The sequence below is a fragment of the Mesorhizobium sp. B2-4-19 genome, from assembly GCF_006441315.1.
Lineage (GTDB): Bacteria > Pseudomonadota > Alphaproteobacteria > Rhizobiales > Rhizobiaceae > Mesorhizobium.
Window position 1 is genome coordinate 68,342 of sequence record NZ_VFUV01000001.1, and the last position, 19,038, is coordinate 87,379.

19 protein-coding genes are annotated in these 19,038 nt (G+C 62.5%); 14 read left to right on the plus strand and 5 right to left on the minus strand.

The window, feature by feature from the left end:
• Nucleotides 1-48: 48 nt before the first annotated feature.
• On the minus strand, nucleotides 49-1,701 hold the full coding sequence (locus FJ546_RS00355; RefSeq protein WP_140887216.1) for a sulfotransferase: 1,653 nt from the start codon (nucleotides 1,699-1,701) through the stop codon (nucleotides 49-51).
• A gap of 120 nt (nucleotides 1,702-1,821) precedes the next feature.
• Between FJ546_RS00355 and FJ546_RS00360 the strand changes: the two genes are divergently transcribed.
• The 8 genes from FJ546_RS00360 to FJ546_RS00400 all read left to right on the plus strand — a co-directional run bounded on the left by FJ546_RS00360 (nucleotide 1,822) and on the right by FJ546_RS00400 (nucleotide 10,423).
• Nucleotides 1,822-2,934: a pyridoxal phosphate-dependent aminotransferase gene (locus tag FJ546_RS00360; RefSeq protein WP_140887218.1), complete on the plus strand. Its 1,113-nt coding sequence runs from the start codon at nucleotides 1,822-1,824 to the stop codon at nucleotides 2,932-2,934.
• A 454-nt stretch (nucleotides 2,935-3,388) separates the two neighbouring features.
• Complete coding sequence (locus tag FJ546_RS00370; RefSeq protein WP_140887220.1) at nucleotides 3,389-3,673, plus strand: acylphosphatase; 285 nt, start codon at nucleotides 3,389-3,391, stop codon at nucleotides 3,671-3,673.
• A gap of 84 nt (nucleotides 3,674-3,757) precedes the next feature.
• Complete coding sequence (locus tag FJ546_RS00375) at nucleotides 3,758-4,399, plus strand: TetR/AcrR family transcriptional regulator (RefSeq protein ID WP_140887222.1); 642 nt, start codon at nucleotides 3,758-3,760, stop codon at nucleotides 4,397-4,399.
• Nucleotides 4,400-4,470: 71 nt separating this feature from the next.
• Nucleotides 4,471-5,634: an isovaleryl-CoA dehydrogenase gene (locus tag FJ546_RS00380; RefSeq protein ID WP_140887224.1), complete on the plus strand. Its 1,164-nt coding sequence runs from the start codon at nucleotides 4,471-4,473 to the stop codon at nucleotides 5,632-5,634.
• 2 nt (nucleotides 5,635-5,636) lie between these two features.
• Nucleotides 5,637-7,244, plus strand: a complete 1,608-nt coding sequence (locus FJ546_RS00385; RefSeq protein WP_140887225.1) for a carboxyl transferase domain-containing protein — start codon at nucleotides 5,637-5,639, stop codon at nucleotides 7,242-7,244.
• Nucleotide 7,245: 1 nt separating this feature from the next.
• A complete protein-coding gene (locus tag FJ546_RS00390; RefSeq protein ID WP_140887227.1) occupies nucleotides 7,246-7,776 on the plus strand; it encodes an O-acetyl-ADP-ribose deacetylase in 531 nt (176 codons plus the stop codon).
• A gap of 120 nt (nucleotides 7,777-7,896) precedes the next feature.
• Nucleotides 7,897-8,265: a hypothetical protein gene (locus FJ546_RS00395; RefSeq protein WP_140887228.1), complete on the plus strand. Its 369-nt coding sequence runs from the start codon at nucleotides 7,897-7,899 to the stop codon at nucleotides 8,263-8,265.
• A 175-nt stretch (nucleotides 8,266-8,440) separates the two neighbouring features.
• Nucleotides 8,441-10,423: an acetyl/propionyl/methylcrotonyl-CoA carboxylase subunit alpha gene (locus FJ546_RS00400; protein WP_140887230.1), complete on the plus strand. Its 1,983-nt coding sequence runs from the start codon at nucleotides 8,441-8,443 to the stop codon at nucleotides 10,421-10,423.
• 83 nt (nucleotides 10,424-10,506) lie between these two features.
• Here the strand turns inward: FJ546_RS00400 and FJ546_RS00405 are convergent, their stop codons facing one another.
• Both FJ546_RS00405 and FJ546_RS00410 read right to left on the minus strand, forming a co-directional pair.
• Nucleotides 10,507-11,628, minus strand: coding sequence for a branched-chain amino acid ABC transporter substrate-binding protein (locus tag FJ546_RS00405; RefSeq protein ID WP_140887231.1), 1,122 nt, complete (start codon nucleotides 11,626-11,628; stop codon nucleotides 10,507-10,509).
• 428 nt (nucleotides 11,629-12,056) lie between these two features.
• The gene (locus tag FJ546_RS00410) at nucleotides 12,057-12,323 is read right to left on the minus strand and encodes a sel1 repeat family protein (RefSeq protein ID WP_010915070.1); all 267 of its coding nucleotides are present in this window, start codon (nucleotides 12,321-12,323) and stop codon (nucleotides 12,057-12,059) included.
• 151 nt (nucleotides 12,324-12,474) lie between these two features.
• Between FJ546_RS00410 and FJ546_RS00415 the strand changes: the two genes are divergently transcribed.
• The 6 genes from FJ546_RS00415 (at nucleotide 12,475) to FJ546_RS00435 (ending at nucleotide 16,436) form a co-directional block, all read left to right on the plus strand.
• The gene (locus FJ546_RS00415) at nucleotides 12,475-12,693 is read left to right on the plus strand and encodes a hypothetical protein (RefSeq protein ID WP_140887233.1); all 219 of its coding nucleotides are present in this window, start codon (nucleotides 12,475-12,477) and stop codon (nucleotides 12,691-12,693) included.
• Between the two features lie 68 nt (nucleotides 12,694-12,761).
• Entirely contained in the window at nucleotides 12,762-13,103 is a 342-nt protein-coding gene (locus FJ546_RS00420; protein WP_140887235.1) for a DUF2147 domain-containing protein, read from the plus strand.
• Nucleotides 13,104-13,325: 222 nt separating this feature from the next.
• On the plus strand, nucleotides 13,326-13,481 hold the full coding sequence (locus tag FJ546_RS31055) for a hypothetical protein (RefSeq protein ID WP_167514750.1): 156 nt from the start codon (nucleotides 13,326-13,328) through the stop codon (nucleotides 13,479-13,481).
• Nucleotides 13,482-13,518: 37 nt separating this feature from the next.
• A complete protein-coding gene (locus tag FJ546_RS00425; RefSeq protein ID WP_140887237.1) occupies nucleotides 13,519-13,713 on the plus strand; it encodes a hypothetical protein in 195 nt (64 codons plus the stop codon).
• Nucleotides 13,714-13,829: 116 nt separating this feature from the next.
• The gene (locus FJ546_RS00430; protein ID WP_245318004.1) at nucleotides 13,830-15,293 is read left to right on the plus strand and encodes an AMP nucleosidase; all 1,464 of its coding nucleotides are present in this window, start codon (nucleotides 13,830-13,832) and stop codon (nucleotides 15,291-15,293) included.
• 66 nt (nucleotides 15,294-15,359) lie between these two features.
• Nucleotides 15,360-16,436 (plus strand): endonuclease/exonuclease/phosphatase family protein, encoded by a 1,077-nt coding sequence (locus FJ546_RS00435; RefSeq protein ID WP_246686704.1) that lies wholly within the window; start codon nucleotides 15,360-15,362, stop codon nucleotides 16,434-16,436.
• 140 nt (nucleotides 16,437-16,576) lie between these two features.
• Here the strand turns inward: FJ546_RS00435 and FJ546_RS00440 are convergent, their stop codons facing one another.
• Both FJ546_RS00440 and FJ546_RS00445 read right to left on the minus strand, forming a co-directional pair.
• Nucleotides 16,577-17,173 (minus strand): DUF922 domain-containing protein, encoded by a 597-nt coding sequence (locus FJ546_RS00440; RefSeq protein WP_140887239.1) that lies wholly within the window; start codon nucleotides 17,171-17,173, stop codon nucleotides 16,577-16,579.
• A gap of 139 nt (nucleotides 17,174-17,312) precedes the next feature.
• Nucleotides 17,313-18,992, minus strand: a complete 1,680-nt coding sequence (locus tag FJ546_RS00445) for an electron transfer flavoprotein-ubiquinone oxidoreductase (RefSeq protein WP_140887240.1) — start codon at nucleotides 18,990-18,992, stop codon at nucleotides 17,313-17,315.
• Between the last annotated feature and the right edge of the window lie 46 nt (nucleotides 18,993-19,038).

Here is a 19,038-nt window from a genome sequence, read left to right on the forward strand (position 1 = left end):
CCGACGCCATATGTACACCAATCACGGCGCGCAAATTGCGCGTTATGATCAGGTATCCGCCAGGTCGCCAAGCGCTTCAATCAGCGGCTGAATCTCGCTTTCATAATTCTTCCAGCGCTTGACGGAAGATTTGTAGATCGGCTGACGCACCTGCCAGCGGCTGGGCGTGTTGACCGAACCATCCCTGTCGAAAAAGCGAAGGCAGGCGTCGTCCCAGGGCAGACCGAGATAGTCTATAAGCCGGCGCGACTGCGCTTCCTGATCGTCAACGAGCGTCTCGTAGCGATTCTCAAAGATCAAGCCTGGGAAAATCTTGTTCCAATGCTGCATCAGCCGGTCATATTCGCGGTAATACAGGCCAAGCGTCCTCAGGTCGGTGTTGTAGCTGTGCCCCTCGCCGAACCTTAGGACAAAGCAAGAGACGCAATTGTCGATAGCATCACGACGGCAATGAATGATGCGCGCGTTGGGGAAAAGAAGGCCGATCAAACCGATCAATTCGAAATTGTGCGGCATCTTATCCACGATCCGACGTGCGGCAGGTGCCCGCTCGCTCAGATAAGTCAGGTGCTCTTCGGCCAATGTTCCAGACAGGTTTTTTGTGATCGATGCGATCGCCTGGTTCAGATCTCCGGCCGACGACTTTCTCAGTCCGATCGCATTCGCGACCCGCCTAAGCTTCATAAGTTCGCCCGCGCCGTGAACATCGGGATGACTTGCGCAAATCTGTTCCGTAAGCGTCGTTCCCGAGCGCGGCATGCCGACCACGAACACCGGAACCTCGGAAGGATTCCCAAAACCGGTCCTGGCAGCCAGCATTTCCGGCGTGAAGGTCTCAATCAACGAATCGATCCAGAGACGGTATCGACCGATATCGAAGTTGCGGCCTGAGGCCTTTTTCGACTTGTTGAAATGCGCGAACGCATCCTTATAGCGCTTGAGGTCGTTCAGCACCTTGCCGGCCGCGAGATGGAGCTTTTCGGCACCGTCCCGATCAAGCTTGGGATTTTCGAGTTCACCAAGGATGGATTCGAGTTCCCTTGGCTCTTCGGCGAATTTTTGCGTCTGCACAAGATCGTTGTAGGCTGTCGGCACAGCGATGCGACGTTCGATTGCCTCATGGAGGTACCCGGCGGCTTCATCCATGCGTCCCACACTGGTGAGCGCACGGGCCAATCCGATCCGCACCTTTGGATGATCCCGATTGATTTTCAGCGCCTTCTCGTACAGCGGCAAAGCCATCTCGGGCTTGTCAAAATCAACATAAGCATCCCCCAATGCACAAAGCGCCTCGATAAGGCCTGGCTGCAATTCCAAGGCATACTGCATATGCTTTATCGCTGGCGAATACTCGCTTACCTTCACATAGGCCGAGGCCAGACCGAGATGGTAATAGGGATTCTTGGGTTCCGCATCGACCGCTCGCGCGAAATATCGCAAAGCCGCCTCATCCTCATAACCCAGGCAAATGGTCCCCAGTATATACAGGGCAAGCGGGTGATTCGGCGTGCGCGACAGAACTCGAAGGCACAGGTCCTGTGCTTCGTTGAGGCGCTTGGCCTGCTGGAGAGCGTAGGCCTGTTTCAGCAGCGCTTCATCGGCCTGCCCAGGTGAAAGCGACTTTGCCGTCGACAGATTTGGCTTCGGCATGGGGCCAGGCTTGATGTGTTTGGACCATGCGGGCGGCAGACGATTGTTCATGGTCCTTCGCTAGCAAAAAGAGGCGACGGAATCCAGCGCTGCGGCTGGAAACCGCGGGTGCTTGCACCGCCAGCCCGGCCACGCTAGCAAGAAGTCCCTTTTTCCAAGCGAGCTTCCATCATGCGTCTGCGCCCTGCCCTTTCGCCGCTTATCGCAGCACTTCCCTCGACCGTGCCTTTTGTCGGCCCGGAAGCGCAGGAGCGGGAGCGCGGGCGGGCTTTTCGTGCCCGCATCGGCGCCAATGAGAGCAGTTTTGGCCCATCGCCACGCGTCATCGCCCGCATGGAGCGGGTGGCGCGCGACCAGTGGATGTATTGCGATCCCGACAATTACGAGCTGAAGGTCGCGGCTGCCGCGCATCACGACGTGGCGGTCGAGAACGTCGTTGTCGGCGAAGGCATCGACGGGCTGCTCAGCCTGGTGGCGCGCATGTATGTGGCGCCTGGCGATGCCGTGGTCACCTCGCTCGGCGCCTATCCGACCTTCAACTTCCATATTGCCGGCGTCGGCGGGCGGCTGGTGACAGTCCCTTACGAGAACGACCGCGAAAGCCTGGATGGTTTGCTTAAGGCGGTCGTCAAGGAGAAGGCACCATTGGTCTATCTGTCCAACCCGGACAACCCGATGGGCAGTTGGTGGGAGGCTGGCGAAATCATCCGCTTCATCGAGGCTTTGCCGGAAACCACCATGCTGGTGCTCGACGAGGCCTATGGCGAATTGGGGCCGGCCTCGGCCCTGCCGCCGATCGACATCTCGCGGCCGAACGTCATCCGCATGCGAACCTTTTCAAAGGCTTATGGGCTTGCCGGGATACGCTGCGGCTATGCGGTGGCAGAGGCCCAGGTGATCCGCGACTTCGAGAAGATCCGCAACCACTACGGCGTAAGCCGCATGGCGCAGATCGCCGGCGTCGAGGCGCTCGCCGACCAGGCCTATCTCGAGACGGTGGTGGCGCGGGTGGCCGCCGGGCGCCGGCGCATCGCTGATATCGCTGAGCACAACGGGTTGAAGCCGCTGGCCTCGGCGACCAATTTCGTCACCATCGACTGCGGCCATGACGGCCCCTTCGCGCTGAAAGTGCTGCAAGGCCTGCTGTCACGTGATGTGTTCATCCGCAAGCCGATGGCGCCAGGACTCGACCGCTGCATTCGCGTCAGCGTCGGCCTCGACCACGAACTGGATATCTTTGCCGAGGAATTGCCGGGCGCGCTGGCGGCGGCGCGGGGGAACTAGGCAATTCAGCTGCGTTCGGATGCTGGCGCTCCGCTTAGCAGATGCCTGGCGCGTGCCAATATATCCGACAATTGGACGGCTTCATCGTCCCCCAGGTCCACGGTGAGGCGGGTGAGACCGTGGCTGCCTGGAGTGTGGCAAGCGCGGCCTGGCCGCGAACGGTGAGCGAGAGGACGCGACCGCAGAGCCCAGGGGCCGGTGCGCATTTCGGTCAAGCCCGCGGCAGAGAATTTTCTAAGGATTCTCGTGACGGATCCAGTTGGAGTTCCCTGGCAATGTCGGACGCTGCTGGTCCGAAATCGATTTGAAACGCCCGTGCCAGAAAGCCTGCCTTATCGCCAGGGGTGGCGGTAATACATCGGTGGATCATTGCGAAAAAGTTGACTTAGTCAGTTCCCTTCAAGCCAGTTGCCTTCGCTCGATCCTGCGCCAGACTCTATGCAAGGAGCGCACGATGAACGATCGGAAAAGGGCCGTGCAGGCCCGCGTACATGGCAGGGTGCAAGGCGTCGGATACAGGATCTGGGCGAAAGGCGAAGCGGCAGGGCTTGGGCTGGTGGGCTGGGTGCGCAACGAAAGAGACGGCTCGGTAACGGCATGGCTCGCCGGCGCCGAAACGGCGGTTTCGTCCATGATCGAACGGCTTTGGCAGGGACCGGCGGGCGCTTCAGTCTCGCGGGTCGATATCGAGGAGATCGAGACCTGGACCGCGCCTGGGGATTTCAAGATCGTCGCGTAGGCGCATGCGCATCACCTGAAACAGTATGACGCCCTTGAATTAATTGAACGTTCGTTTTATTATTGCAAACTTAATGGGGCGATCATGGCGCGCACCACGGGATCCGACGGCGAGCGAACCGAGGCGGCAGTCCGCGAAGCGGCTGTCAACCTGATCGCACGCCATGGCTACGAGGCGATGTCGATGCGGCAGCTGGCGGCCGAGGTCGGGGTGCAGGCGGCCGCGCTCTATCGCTATTTTCCGACCAAGGAAGACCTGCTGTTCACGCTGATGCGCGAGCACATGGAGGGGCTTCGCCAGGCCTGGGAAGACGCGAGGCCAACCGATGCAGATCCGGCGGAGCAGCTTGCGGCCTATGTGCGCAACCACATCGCTTTCCACATCGAGCGCCGGCATGCCACGCATGTGTCGAACATGGAACTGCGCAGCCTGTCGCCCGACAGGCTGACACAGATCCTGCGCATGCGCACAGCCTACGAAAAGGAACTGCGCAGCATCCTGCGCGAAGGCGCCGAGGCCGGCGACTTCAGCATCGATGACACCGGCCTGACGGCCATAGCGCTGATCCAGATGATGACCGGCGTTATCGTCTGGTTTCGCCCGGGCGAGCGGCTGTCGGTCCCTGAAGTGACGGCGACATATCTTTCAATGACAATGCGCCTGGTTGGCGCGAGGATGGATACCTACAGCGCCGCACGTCCCTCGGACGTGCAGACGACGCTGTAGCACTTGAATTTTGCGCATGATCTTTCCGAAAATCGAAGTCGATCTTCGGGTCATGCGGCGGGAGGAACTCCATGTACACCAACACGCTCAGCTTCGGGCATGATGAGGACATCGAGGCGCTGCGCGACTTGGTGCGCCGCTTCGCCCAGGACAGGATCGCCCCGATCGCTGGCGATATCGATCGCCAGAACGAATTTCCGGCGCATCTGTGGCGCGAGCTCGGCGCGCTCGGCCTGCTTGGCATCACCGCCGATCCCGATTTCGGCGGTAGCGGCATGGGTTATCTCGCCCATGTGATTGCGGTGGAGGAAATTTCCCGCGCGTCGGCTTCGGTCGGCCTTTCCTACGGCGCCCACTCCAACCTCTGCGTCAACCAGATCAACCGCTGGGCGACGCCGGCGCAGAAGGAAAAGTTCCTGCCATCGCTGTGCTCGGGCGAGCGTGTCGGCGCGCTGGCGATGTCTGAATCCGGCGCCGGCTCCGACGTCGTCTCGCTCAAGCTGCGCGCCGAAAAGCGCAATGACCGCTATGTGCTCAACGGCACCAAGATGTGGATCACCAACGGCCCGGACGCCGATACGCTGGTCGTCTATGCCAAGACCGACCCGGAGCGGCAATCGCGCGGCATCACCGCCTTCATCGTCGAAAAGGCTTTTGCAGGGTTTTCGGTGGCGCAGAAACTCGACAAGCTCGGCATGCGCGGCTCCAGCACCGGCGAACTGGTGTTTGAAAATGTCGAGGTGCCGTTCGACAATGTGCTGCATGAGGAAGGACGCGGCGTCGAGGTGCTGATGTCGGGCCTCGACTATGAGCGCACGGTGCTTGCCGGCGGCCCGATCGGCCTGATGGCAGCCTGCCTCGACGTGGTGATCCCCTATGTGCACGAACGCAAGCAGTTCGGCCAGCCGATCGGCGAGTTTCAGCTGGTGCAAGGCAAGCTTGCCGACATGTACACGGTGATGAACGCCGCGCGCGCCTACGTCTATGCCGTCGCGGCAGCCTGCGACCGCGGCCAGACCACCCGCAAGGACGCCGCCGGCTGTGTTTTGTTCGCCGCCGAAAAGGCGACGCAGATGGCGTTGGACGCCATCCAACTGCTGGGCGGCAACGGCTACATCAACGATTATCCGACCGGCCGGCTGCTGCGCGACGCCAAGCTTTACGAGATCGGCGCCGGCACCAGCGAAATCCGGCGCTGGCTCATCGGCCGCGAGATCATGGCGGAGGGGACGTGAGCATGGCCATCCTACAGACTCAGATATCCCCCTCCTCCGATACCTTCCGCGCCAATGCCGATCGCATGCGCGCGCTGGTCGCCGACATCGCCGAAAAGGCCGCGACCGTCGAGCGCGGCGGCTCGGAGGAGGCGCGCGAGCGCCATATTTCGCGTGGCAAGCTGCTCCCGCGCGAACGCCTGGCTCAATTGCTCGACACTGGTTCGCCCTTCCTCGAGATCGGCCAGTTCGCGGCGTGGTCGATGTATGGCGAGGAGATTTCCTCGGCCGGCATGATCGCCGGCGTCGGCCGGGTCGAGGGCACCGAGGTGATGGTCGTCGTCAACGATGCCACGGTGAAGGGCGGTACCTACTACCCATTGACGGTGAAAAAGCATCTGCGCGCGCAGGAAATCGCGCTGCAGAACAATCTGCCCTGCATCTATCTGGTCGACAGCGGCGGCGCCAATCTGCCCAACCAAGACGAGGTGTTTCCCGACCGCGATCATTTCGGCCGCATCTTCTACAACCAAGCCAATATGTCGGCTGCCGGCATCCCGCAGATCGCCTGCGTCATGGGGTCCTGCACGGCCGGCGGCGCCTATGTACCGGCGATGTCGGACGAGACGATCATGGTGCGCAACCAGGCGACCATTTTTCTCGGCGGCCCGCCGCTGGTGAAGGCGGCCACCGGCGAGGACGTCAGCGCCGAGGATCTGGGGGGCGCGGATGTGCATACGCGGCTTTCCGGCGTTGCCGACCACTATGCGATTGACGACGAACATGCGCTCGCCATCTGCCGGCGCATCGTCAAAAACCTGAACCGGAACAAGACCGTAAGCCTAAACTTACAGAGATCGATTCCGCCGCTTCATCCGCCGGATGAACTCTACGGCGTCGTGCCGACCGATTTGCGCCAGCCCTATGACGTGCGCGAGGTGATCGCGCGCCTCGTCGACGGTTCCGAGTTCGACGAGTTCAAGCAGAATTACGGCACGACGCTGATCACCGGTTTTGCCCATCTCCACGGCGTGCCGGTCGGCATCATCGCCAACAATGGCGTGCTGTTTTCCGAAAGCGCGCTGAAGGGCGCGCATTTCATCGAGCTGTGCTGCCAGCGCGGGATCCCGCTGGTCTTTCTGCAGAACATCACCGGCTTCATGGTCGGCCGGAAATACGAGGCCGGCGGCATTGCCAAGGATGGCGCCAAGCTGGTGATGGCGGTTGCCACCGCCAGGGTGCCGAAGGTGACCGTCATCATCGGCGGTTCGTTCGGCGCCGGCAATTACGGCATGTGCGGCCGCGCCTATTCCCCGCGCTTCCTGTGGATGTGGCCGAATGCGCGCATCTCAGTGATGGGCGGCGAACAGGCGGCAACCGTGCTTGCCATGGTCAAGCGCGAAGGCATCGAGCGCAAGGGCGGTGAATGGAGCGCCGAGGAGGAGGCGAAATTCAAGAAGCCTATCCTGATGAAATACGAGCATGAGGGCCATCCGCTCTACTCGTCCGCCCGCCTCTGGGACGACGGCATCATCGATCCGGCGAAGACGCGCGAGGTGCTGGCGCTCAGCCTTTCCGCGTCGCTCAACGCCGAGATCGAGGACACGCGCTTCGGCGTGTTCAGGATGTGAGATGGGCAAGGCGCTGGACAGGATCCGCATCCACACCGGCGACATCACGAAGCTGGATGTCGACGCCATCGTCAACGCCGCCAACACCTCGCTTCTCGGCGGCGGTGGAGTCGATGGCGCCATCCACCGCGCGGCGGGTCGTGAGCTCGAGTTCGAATGCCGGATGCTGAACGGATGCAGGGTCGGCGAGGCCAAGATCACCAAGGGTTACAAGCTGCCGGCTCGACATGTCATCCACACGGTCGGGCCGGTCTGGCAGGGCGGCGGCAAGGGCGAAGCCGAACTGCTGGCCTCTTGCTATCGCAGGTCGCTGGAACTCGCGACCGCCAATAATTGCCGTTCGGTGGCGTTTCCCGCGATCTCGACCGGTGTTTACCGCTACCCCCGGGTTGAGGCGACCGAGATCGCTGTCGGCACGGTCAGCATGATCATCGAAGAGAACCCCATGCCCGAAACCGTCATCTTCTGCTGCTTCGACGAGCCTACGGCGGAACTATACCGGCGAACCGTTGCTGCGCTCCGAAAGGGTTGAACTGTATGGACCAATCGATTCATCAGCACATGCAAAGTCGGACCCCCGACAACGAACTAGCGGTGAGGAAAAATATTCGCTACTGCTTGTCCCGCGCAATGCAATGGGGACAGGGTTGGAATGGAACTGAAATATTGCCGGGGGATGGCTGCCTCGATACTTGCATCCATACTAATATTCACCACAGCTGGCGCCGGCCAGGCCGGATCACTCGCAGGAAGCAAGGGAGACGTGCGTTTTCCGCCGACCCTGGGCTCGGGCGAATGCAACGTTGCCTACAAAGGCTACGTCGCGGCGAGCGGTCATTCGGCCTACGCCACGACCTTTTATTCGCGCGTCGTCGACCTCTACATCATCTGCGGGACGAAGCTCAACGCACCGTCCCAGAAGGCCGCGGAAGAGATGGCGCTGCGCAACTGCCAGGCTGGATTGACGCGTTGGAAGCTCAAGACCGCAAGTGGCGGCTGCGCGATCTCGGCATCGAAATAGGCGCATGCGCTTCGCTCGCAGAGCACTCCCTTGGTAAGGGGGCGCTCTACATCAAGTGCCGAACTGCAAGGCAGCATCCGGCAAACGGAAAGCCCATCCATATAGGTTTGCGACCCAGTGGGGGCGCGAAGGAACGCCTGCGTCGCTTTCAGCAAGGTCTGGCTACGGAGGCTCCATGTTCAGCAAAATCCTGATCGCCAATCGGGGCGAGATCGCCTGCCGTGTCATCCGAACGGCCCGCAAGATGGGTGTGCACACCGTCGCCGTCTATTCGGACGCCGACGCGAAATCCCTGCATGTCGAGATGGCCGACGAGGCCGTTCACATCGGCCCCTCGCCGGTCGGTGAGAGTTACTTGCGCGGCGACCGGATTGTCGCGGCTGCGCTTTCGACGGGGGCGCAGGCCATCCATCCCGGCTACGGCTTCCTGTCGGAAAACCCTGATTTCGTCGACCAGGTGGCGGCGGCGGGGCTTACCTTCATCGGCCCATCGGCGGCCTCGATCCGCGCCATGGGGCTGAAGGATGCCGCCAAGCGGCTGATGGAGAAAGCCGGCGTTCCCGTCGTTCCAGGCTATCATGGCGAAGCGCAGGAGATCGTGCTGCTTGCCTCCAAGGCACGCGAGATCGGCTATCCCGTGCTGATCAAGGCGCGCGCCGGCGGCGGCGGCAAGGGCATGCGGCGCGTCGAGCATCCCGATGATTTCTCCGAGGCGCTGTCCAGTGCCCGGCGCGAGGCAAAGGCTGCTTTCGGCGACGACCGCGTGCTTGTCGAAAAATATGTCGACAAGCCACGGCACATAGAAGTGCAGGTGTTCGGCGACAATTTCGGCAACGCGGTGCATCTCTACGAACGCGATTGCTCGGCGCAACGCCGCCACCAGAAGGTGATCGAGGAAGCCCCTGCCCCCGGCATGACGCCGGCGCTGCGCAAGGCGATGACGGAAGCCGCCGTGAAAGCCGCCAAAGCGATCGGCTACTCAGGCGCCGGCACCATCGAATTCATCGTCGATGCCTCGCAAGGCCTCAAGGCCGACCGCTTCTGGTTCATGGAGATGAACACCCGGCTGCAGGTCGAGCATCCCGTCACCGAAATGGTCACCGGCACCGATCTGGTCGAGTGGCAGTTGCGGGTTGCCAGCGGCGAAAGGCTGCCGAAGACGCAGAGTGAGATCGCGCTGACCGGCCATGCCCTGGAGGCGCGCATCTATGCCGAGGATGCGGCAAAGGGGTTCCTGCCCGCAACGGGCACGCTGCATCATCTGAAGTTCCCTGAGGCGGCCTGTGAGGGCGCCACGATGCGCGTCGAGACCGGGGTGCGGGCCGGCGATGCCATCTCCCCCTATTACGATCCGATGATCGCCAAGCTGGTGGTTCATGCAAAGGACAGGCAAGCAGCGCTGGAAGCGCTCGGCACGGCGCTGTCGCAGACCGAAATCGCCGGTTCCACCCTCAACACCGGATTCCTTGCCGCCCTTGCCGCCGATCCCGACTTTTGTGCTGGTGATGTCGACACCGGCCTGATCGGCAGACATCAGGCGGCACTGACCGGGGTCGCGCCGCCGACCGGCGAAATCATCTCGGCGGCAGCCCTTGCCGCCTCCGGCGCAGCAGCCTTGCCGCCATCGAACGACCCATGGTCGTCGCTTTCCGGCTACGCGCATTTCCACGGCGTGGCGCGGCGCACGCGGCTGAAGTTCGGCGAGACCGATATACTGGCAAAGGTTTCGGTGCGGCCGGACGGACGCTTCCAGGTGGCGCTCGATGCGCCCTATGACAGCACCAATTCGCATGATCTTCGCGCCGTTCCCCGCCTCGCCCGCTGGCCTGGCCACATCACGGTGTTCGAAGGCGCCGTCGGCTACACATTCGCGGTGCCGGACCCGTTGGCACGGAGCGATGACGCGGCTGCCGCTTCCGGCAGCCTGCGCGCGCCGATGCCCGGGCTGGTCAAGCTGGTGCGCGTGGCGAAGGGCGACGCGGTAATCAAGGGGCAACCGTTGCTTATCCTCGAGGCGATGAAGATGGAGCACACCATCGCCGCCCCGCATGACGGGGTGGTTGCCGAGATCGCCACGGAAGGCGCGCAGGTCACCGACGGGACTGTGCTGGTGCGGTTCTTAGAGGAACAGAGCGCCCAGACCGCTGCCGCGGGCTGATGAGCGGAACGCTTCGCGAACGGCAAACAAAATGGCCGGGGTGAAACCCCGGCCATTTCCTTGGATTACGTTATTACCCGAGATTACTGCGCGATCGGCGCGTACTTGCCGTCATGCCACTGGTTGATGTCGTAGCTGGCGTTCTTGAGGTCGCCCTTCTCGTCGAAGGTGACGTCGCCGACAACGGTGCTGATCGGCGTGCCGTTCTTCAACGCTTCGGCAACCTTGCCCGGATCGTCGCTGCCGGCACGCTTGATGCCTTCGGCGAAAGCCTGGACCACGGCGTAGGAGAACAGCGTGAAGCCTTCCGGCACGAAGCCGCCGGCCTTGATCTTCTCGACAGCGGCTTTGGCTTCCGGCTTAGCCTGCGGGTCCGACGGGAAGACGAACATGGTGCCTTCGCCAGCCGGGCCGGCAACCTGCCAGAATTCCGGCGAGGCGATGGAGTCCGGCATGATCAGCTGGAACTTCAGGTTCTGTTCGGCCGACTGACGCAGGATCAGGCCGGCTTCAGGATGGTAGCCGCCGAAATAGACGACGTCGGCCTTGAGATCCTTCAGCTTGGTGACGAGCGCCGAATAGTCCTTTTCGCCGGGATTGATGGCGTCATAGTAGACTTCCTTGAGGCCGCCAGTATTCATGGTCGCCCTGACGGCATCAGCCACGCCCTGACCGTAAGCGCTCTTGTCGTGCAGGATGACGACGTTCTTGCCGGCATATTTCTTGGCGATCCACGGACCGATGAAGGCGCCCTGTGCATCGTCACGCGTATAGAGGCGCATGATGGTCGGCCAGCCGGCCTTGGCGGCCGCGTCGGTCAGCACCGGGTTCGAGGAAGCCGGGCTCATCATCAGCGCGCCGGCCTCGGCATAGACGGCCGAAGCGGGAATGCTCGAGCCCGAGCAGGCATGGCCGTCGATGAACTTGACGCCGTTGGCGACGATGCGGTTGGCGACCGACACGGCCTGCTTGGGATCGCACTGGTCGTCCTCGATGTCGAGCTTGATCATCGAGCCGTTGACGCCGCCCGCGGCGTTGATGGCGTCGGCGGCGGCCTGTGCGCCCTGCTTGAACTGGTCGCCGATGGTGGCGAGCTGTCCGGTCATCGGGCCGACCACCGAAACGGTGATGTCGTCGGCGAATGCCACCGGCGCGCTCATCATCAGGCCGAAAATGGCCGCGCTCAAAATACTCATTTTTTTCATGGCAATAGAACTCCTCCACTCACGCGCGGCCGCCCCGGCCGCGCTTCTTCCAGAGAGGCGGGACAATTTCATCCTTCATTGGGCCTGTCTAGGCGCATTGGCGCCACTCGATTGGGCCTGCAAGCCCTCATCCACGCAAAAAGCCACGCCAGCCTTGTTCCGGCTGGTCGTGGCTTTTTGCCTATCGGGCTGTTTCCCCAGCGCCCCCGCGCCGCGAAACCCAACGTAGCCTTCCCCGTCGTCCCTGCCATGATCCGAAACCTGGATTCTTTTTCGGGATCATGGTCCGTCGCACGGCTTGGCCGGTCCTGCCTGCCGCATTCTTGTTATTGATGGCCTGTGGCCTGGCTGTCTGCGCAGCCTTGTCCCTGTTTTGGCCCGACCGTCTTGGAGCGGTCTTGGCCGGAGCGTCCCCGTCTGCCGGAAATCTAGTGCATGGTCATCCATTCGCGGGCTTCGCGCAGCGCCTTGGCGATCTCGACCTTCGACATGGCGGCCGACAGTTCCGAGCGCAGTTCCGCGGCGCGGGCCGAGCCCTTGATGGCGGCGATGTTGAACCATTTGTGGGCGGCAACGACGTCGGTTTCGCAATCGCGACCGGTCGCATACATCATGCCCAGTTCGAAAAGAATGTCGGCCTGGGCAGTTGCCCCCATGGCGCCGAAACCTGCTTCAAGCATTTCAAAACGTGCCATTTTAGTCCCCTGTCTGGCTCCCGAGAGCTGCCTCCGTTCGTCTTGTCCGGGCCGCTCTTTCGATGCTTTCGAGAATGCCGACGAGGCTTGAATCCGCCGTTAAATGGCGTGCTTAATTTGAGGAAAACAAAGCTAAAACAATAGGTAAACGGTGAAATTCGTTAAGGATACGAAGCCAGCAATTCAGCCGATTTTCGTCAAATTCGACGAAAATTTTCTGAGCGTCGATCAACACTCCGCTAACCACGGGAAACAAACAGGACGCGCCGGTCGTTTTCATTTCCTCGCCGACGGCGCCAATTCAGGGGGCTTTGAAATGCCAAGATCTTCCGCTGCGGCACCGCTTTTGTTTTGCCGGGAGCTGGATTAGCTTACGTTTGCGTAAGCGGCAGACCGGCGAGGCGGAGAATCCGGCCGGCTATCCAAAGGGAGCAAGACATGTTTCGAAAAGTGAGCCTGGCTCTTGCAGCCACATTGATCATGGCGGGTGCGGCATGGGCCGATCCGATCGAGGGCAGTTGGAAAACGCAAGCCGGCGATACCGCGGCCATTTCAGGCAGCGACTCGTTTTCCATCACGCTCAAATCGGGCAAATATGCCGGCAAGACGATCGGCTCGCTCAAGGCGGCAGGCGACAACAAATATGCCGGCAGCATCACCGATCCTGCAAACGACAAGACCTATTCGGGCAAGGCGACATTGTCGGGCACCGCGCTCAAGATGAGCGGCTGCGTGCTTGGCGGACTGATCTGCAAGAGCCAGACCTGGCACAAGCTCTGATCAGCCTATCCTTGTGACATCCTGACGGGGCCCGACGGGCCCCGTTTTCGTTTCACCGGCACGTCAAGCCCTGGGGCTCTTCCCCGCTGCCGGTAGCCGCGCACGCCGGCGACGAACCGTCCCGATCCCGTCAATCAATTTGAACCGCAGATGAACACCGGCATCAGAGCCGGTTCAGAGGCGTTGGGGCATTCTCCAGCGCGTTGAAGGAGACACGACCCAATGCTTGCTCGCCGCTTCACAATCGTCTGCCTGCTGATGAGCCTGTTTGGAATGTTCTTCGCCATCCTCGTCGCCGAAGCAGGCCGTTCTCCCCGCTCCTGGGACGAAGCCACCAGACTATGCCGCCTCGCCTGCCCGACCAACCTTCGCCACTGAAACAAACCCGGACCTCGAGAAGAAAAGCTCAGACATCATGACCCGCATCGCCGCCAACACTCTCAAGACCCTTCGGCTCCTGCCGCGGGCGGCGCTTATCCTGGTGCTCCTGGCCGCGCCGGTCCTGGCGGTGCCGATGATGCGTACCAATACCGGCTCGACGATCGAGGCGCCGGCCCTGAGGAAGTCCGGTGTGGGTTTCGTTCTGTTGGTCAGCCTGCAGCGGGGATAAAGAAAAATCGCGCTTTGAGCACCTTCGGCAGCGACACCCCTCCCAACCGCTCGTCCAAGTCTCTATATTGAGCCATGGAAAAGCGAATCTACCCCCAAGCCATCGAATCTGTCGTTATGCCGGAGCCTTTTGGCCGGCAAAGCTTCGACAGCGCCGAAAAAGCCGTTGCCGCACTGCAGCTGCTTTACGACCGCAACACCAAGTTCCTGCGTGACGCCTTCGCGGCCCTGGCGGCCGCCGGCGGCGACAGCAGCAAGCGCTACCGCGCCTTCTATCCCGAGATCGGCGTCACCACGAGTTCGTTCACCCAGGTCGACTCGCGCCAAGCCTACGGCCATATGCCGACACCCGGCCATTTCGCCACCACGATCACGCAGCCGCACCTGTTCGAGAGCTACCTGGTCGAACAGCTGCGCCTGATCATGCGCAACCACGGTGTCTCGGTCACGGTTTCGGAATCGACCACGCCCATTCCGCTGCATTTCGCCTTCCTGGAGGGAACTTACGTCGACGGTGCCGCCGCGGAACGCATCGAGCGGCCGATCCGCGACCTGTTCGACGTGCCGGATCTCGACGGCACCGACGACCAGATCGCCAACGGCACGTTCGAAGTGGCCTTCGGCGAACCAAGGCCGCTGGCGCCGTTCACGGCGCAGCGCATCGACTATTCGCTGCACCGCATGACCCATTATACGGCCACCAGCCCGCAGCATTTCCAGAACTTCGTGCTGTTCACCAACTACCAGTTCTACATCGACGAGTTCGTCGCCCGCGCCCGCGACCTGATGGAGAAGGGCGGCGGCGGTTACGCGGAATTCGTCGAGCCGGGCAATGTCGTGACCAAGGCCGGACAGAACGCGCCCAGCGAAGGCGTTGGACCGCAGCGCCTGCCGCAGATGCCGGCCTATCACCTGAAAAAGCCAAACCATGGCGGCATCACAATGGTCAACATCGGCGTCGGCCCTTCCAATGCCAAGACGATCACCGATCATATCGCCGTGCTGAGGCCGCACGCCTGGGTGATGCTTGGCCATTGCGCCGGGCTGCGCAACACCCAGGCGCTCGGCGATTATGTGCTGGCGCATGCCTATGTGCGCGAAGATCACGTGCTGGACGACGACCTTCCGGTCTGGGTGCCGATCCCGCCGCTGGCGGAAATCCAGGTTGCCCTGCAGGAAGCGGTCGCCGAAGTCACCGGCCTGTCCGGCTATGATCTGAAGCGCATCATGCGCACCGGCACGGTCGCCACCATCGACAACCGCAACTGGGAACTGCGCGACCAGCGTGGACCGGTGCAGCGCCTGTCGCAGTCGCGCGCTATCGCGCTCGACATGGAATCGGCGACGATCGCCGCCAATGGCTTCCGCTTTCGCGTCCCCTATGGCACGCTGCTGTGCGTTTCCGACAAACCACTGCATGGCGAGTTGAAGCTGCCTGGCATGGCGACCGAGTTCTACAAGCGCCAGGTGGCGCAGCACCTTACCATCGGCATCAGGGCGATGGAGAAACTGGCCGAGATGCCGATGGAGCGGCTGCATTCGCGCAAGCTCCGGAGCTTTTCGGAGACAGCGTTCCAATAGGCGGCCGCAGCGCCTGGGCGAGGCATTTCGTCGTCTTGCCCGGGCGGCAATCTGGCCGATAAGCAGATGGAACGGATCGTCAGGCGGCATCCGGCAGACACGACCTCGATGATGACAGGCGCGCGCTTGAAAATGATGGCTGGGTTGGCATTCCTGGCGATGACGGCGCTATCGGCCGCGCTGTTGGCCGGATTCTTCGGCACGCTGCATCCGGCTCTCGATTCCTTCTCGCATTTCCGCATTCACTTCAGCGTGCTCATGGCGCTTCTGGCACTGCCGCTGCTTGCCAGCTCGTTTCGGCTGCAAGCGGCAGCGGGGCTGCTGTTTGCCATCGCCTGCCTGGCCACGACGGCAAGCGCCCTGCCGAGGCTCTGGCCGCAGCCGGCGGTTGCCAAGCCCGCCGATCAGGCTGTCTACAGCCTGCTGCAGATGAATTTGCGCTTCAACAACCCGACGCCGAAGAAAGTGCTCTCCCTGATCGGCCGCACCAACCCGGACGTAATCACCCTCGATGAGGTGTCGGAGATGTGGACGACCGAGCTTGGCTACATCGCAAGCGCGTATCCCTACCGTATCCTGTGCCCCTACCCGAACGGCATGTTCGGGGTGGCGTTGCTGTCGCGCCGGCCGTTCGTGGCCGGCACGACACCGCGCTGCGAGCCGCGCGGCGCGATGGCAACCGCCACCATCGACTTCGGCGGGATCGACGTCGATGTCGCCGCGATCCATTTGAGCTGGCCGTGGCCGAAGGAGCAATACTGGCAGATCGGCGAACTGGTGCAGACATTGGCCGGGTTGGGCGAGACCGCGATCATGGCCGGCGATTGCAACGCCGTGCCGTGGAGTGCGGCGGTGCGGCGGGTCGCGGCTTTCGGCGGGCTGACAGTTATGCCTTCGGCCGGGCCGACCTGGATCCACCGGACACTGCCCGACGCCCTGCGCCGCTATGCGGGCCTGCCGATCGACCAGGTGTTCAGCAAGGGCGGGTTGACGATCCTGTCTTCGAAGCGGCTGGAGGACACCGGCTCCGACCATCTGCCGGTGCTTGTCGAGTTCACGCTAAGGCCAGACGACAAGCAGCCTGAGAATGACCACGCCACCGCGCTCGCGGCGAGCGACTTGTCGGTGAAGCCGCAAAGCTGACGCGCCAATCGAGCGGGGCTGGCGGCGAGGTCCCGCGATTGCGAGGGGTTTAGTCCTTGTCCTAACGCAATTCCCAAGGGAAAGCGCTGCGGCGCTTTCCCGGGAAGACCGTTTTACACTTTTCCTGGAATTGCCTTGGTTCAAGGTTTTCCGGTCAAGGCAGCGATCAGATGCTCGACATGGCCGCCATTGCGGTGTTCGCGCCGATCGAAAGCGTTTTGTTTAGCCTCATATTCGGCATAGATCGCCTTGATGCGCAGCCGCGCTTCGCGGCGCGTCTTGTAGCAGGACGGGTCGTTGGCGACCCGCAGGCCGGTTATCGACCTTTCCGTAGCGCGCATCATCTCCCTGGCGATGCGCCCATGTGTTTCCTCATGGGCGCGAACACCTGCGAAAAACCTGTTCCAGCGGCTCCTCAGGGCCGGCGTCGCGGGTGAAGCAAGGCGCGGGAAGGTGTAGGAAAGATTCAGCGTGCCGTTGACCCCTCGCATCAGACAGAAGCCGTTGCCCTGGCCGGGGTCGAGATCCCAGTCGACGGTATAGGAGGTTGTGGCGATGGCATGCGTCATGAAGCCGTGCCGGGGGCCCTGTCTGTCCATGGCGTCAACGAGGGCGGCGCCCGAGCCTCCCGTGACGTCGTAGGTCCGCGTCTGGACGACCGCCCTGGTGCCGGCCGAGGCCTGAGGCGCACACAGCGCCCCGATGGCGACGAGGCATGTCAGAACTATGCGGCGCATCGGCCTTCTCCCTATCCCGGAGAAGGGAACCAACCATAGACCGGCGGCCGTTTCAACGGTTCTGCTGGCCTGCATGCCCTCGCAGCCGGCCCCACCCGCATTTTCTGCCGCCGAGGCCGAAACCGCCGGCCGCGCGACGTCACATGCCCTGGTAGACCGGACCCTCGCCGCCTTGCGGCGGCACCCAGTCGATATTCTGGTTCGGATCCTTGATATCGCAAGTCTTGCAGTGGACGCAGTTCTGCGCGTTGATGACGAAGCGGACGTCCTTCGCCGCCGGATCGGCGGCGGCGTTGCCGTCCTTGTCGACCCATTCATAGACGCCGGCCGGGCAATAGCGTGTCGAAGGCCCGGCGAAGACATCGTGCTCGGACCGCTTCTGCAGTTCCATATCGCCGACCAGCAGATGGACCGGCTCGTTCTCTTCGTGATTGGTGTTGGACAGGAACACCGAGGACAGGCGGTCGAAGGTCAGCACGCCGTCGGGCTTCGGATAGGCGATCTTCTTGTGCAGGGCGGCGGGCTCGAGCGTGGCATAGTCGGCCTTGCCGTGCTTCAACGTGCCGAAGGGCGAGATGCCGAACAGCGTGTTCAGCCACATGTCGAGGCCGCCAAGACCGACTCCGACGATAGTGCCGAAGCGCGACCACAGTGGCTTGACATTGCGAACCTTCTTCAAATCCTTGCCGATATCGGTCGCGCGCCAGGCTTGCTCGTAGGAAGTGAGCTCGTCATTGGCACGGCCGGCGCCGATCGCCTCGGCGACATGATCGGCCGCCAGCATGCCCGACAGCACTGCATTGTGGGAGCCCTTGATGCGCGGGACGTTGACGAAACCGGCAGCGCAACCCATCAGCGCGCCGCCCGGGAAGGACAGTTTCGGCACCGACTGCCAGCCGCCCTCGGTGATGGCGCGCGCGCCATAGCCGATACGTTTGGCGCCCTCGAACGTGCCCGCGATCGCCGGATGGGTCTTGAAACGCTGGAATTCCTCGAACGGCGACAGATAGGGGTTCTTGTAGTTGAGGTGGAGGACGAAGCCGACCGCCACCTGGTTGTCCTCGAGATGGTAGAGGAAGGAGCCGCCGCCGGTCTTCATGTCGAGCGGCCAGCCGAAGGAATGCTGGACTAGGCCCGGCCGATGGTTCTCCGGCTTGACCTGCCAGAGTTCCTTGAGACCGATGCCGTATTTGCCGGGCTCGCGACCGTCGGAAAGCTTGTACTTGGCGATCAGCTGCTTGGCGAGCGAGCCGCGCGCGCCTTCGCCGATCAGCACATACTTGCCCATCAGCGCCATGCCCGGCGCGAAGCCCAGGCCATGCGTGCCGTCCTTCTCGACGCCCATGTCGCCGGTGACGACGCCGGTGACGGCGCCCTCCTCATTGTAAAGCAGGCCGGCAGCGGCAAAGCCCGGATAGATCTCGACGCCGAGCGCCTCGGCCTTGCCAGCCAGCCAGCGGCAGACATTGCCGAGCGAGACGATGTAGTTGCCGTGATTGTTCATCAGCGGCGGCATCAAAATGTTGGGCAGGCGGAACGAGCCGGCAGGGCCGAGCACCAGGAAATGATCCGCAGTGACCGGCGTCTTGAACGGGTGACCTTCTTCCTCGCGCCAACCGGGCAGCAGCCGGTCGATGCCGATCGGATCGACGACGGCGCCGGAGAGGATATGGGCGCCGACCTCGCCGCCCTTTTCCAGCACGACGACGGAAAGCTCGGGATTGACCTGCTTGAGGCGGATGGCCGCGGCAAGGCCGGCCGGACCGGCACCGACGATGACCACGTCGAATTCCATGCTTTCGCGTTCGATATCGCTCATCAACCCCTCCGCATTGGCTTGCCGCTGTTGCGTATCTTGCTGGCTC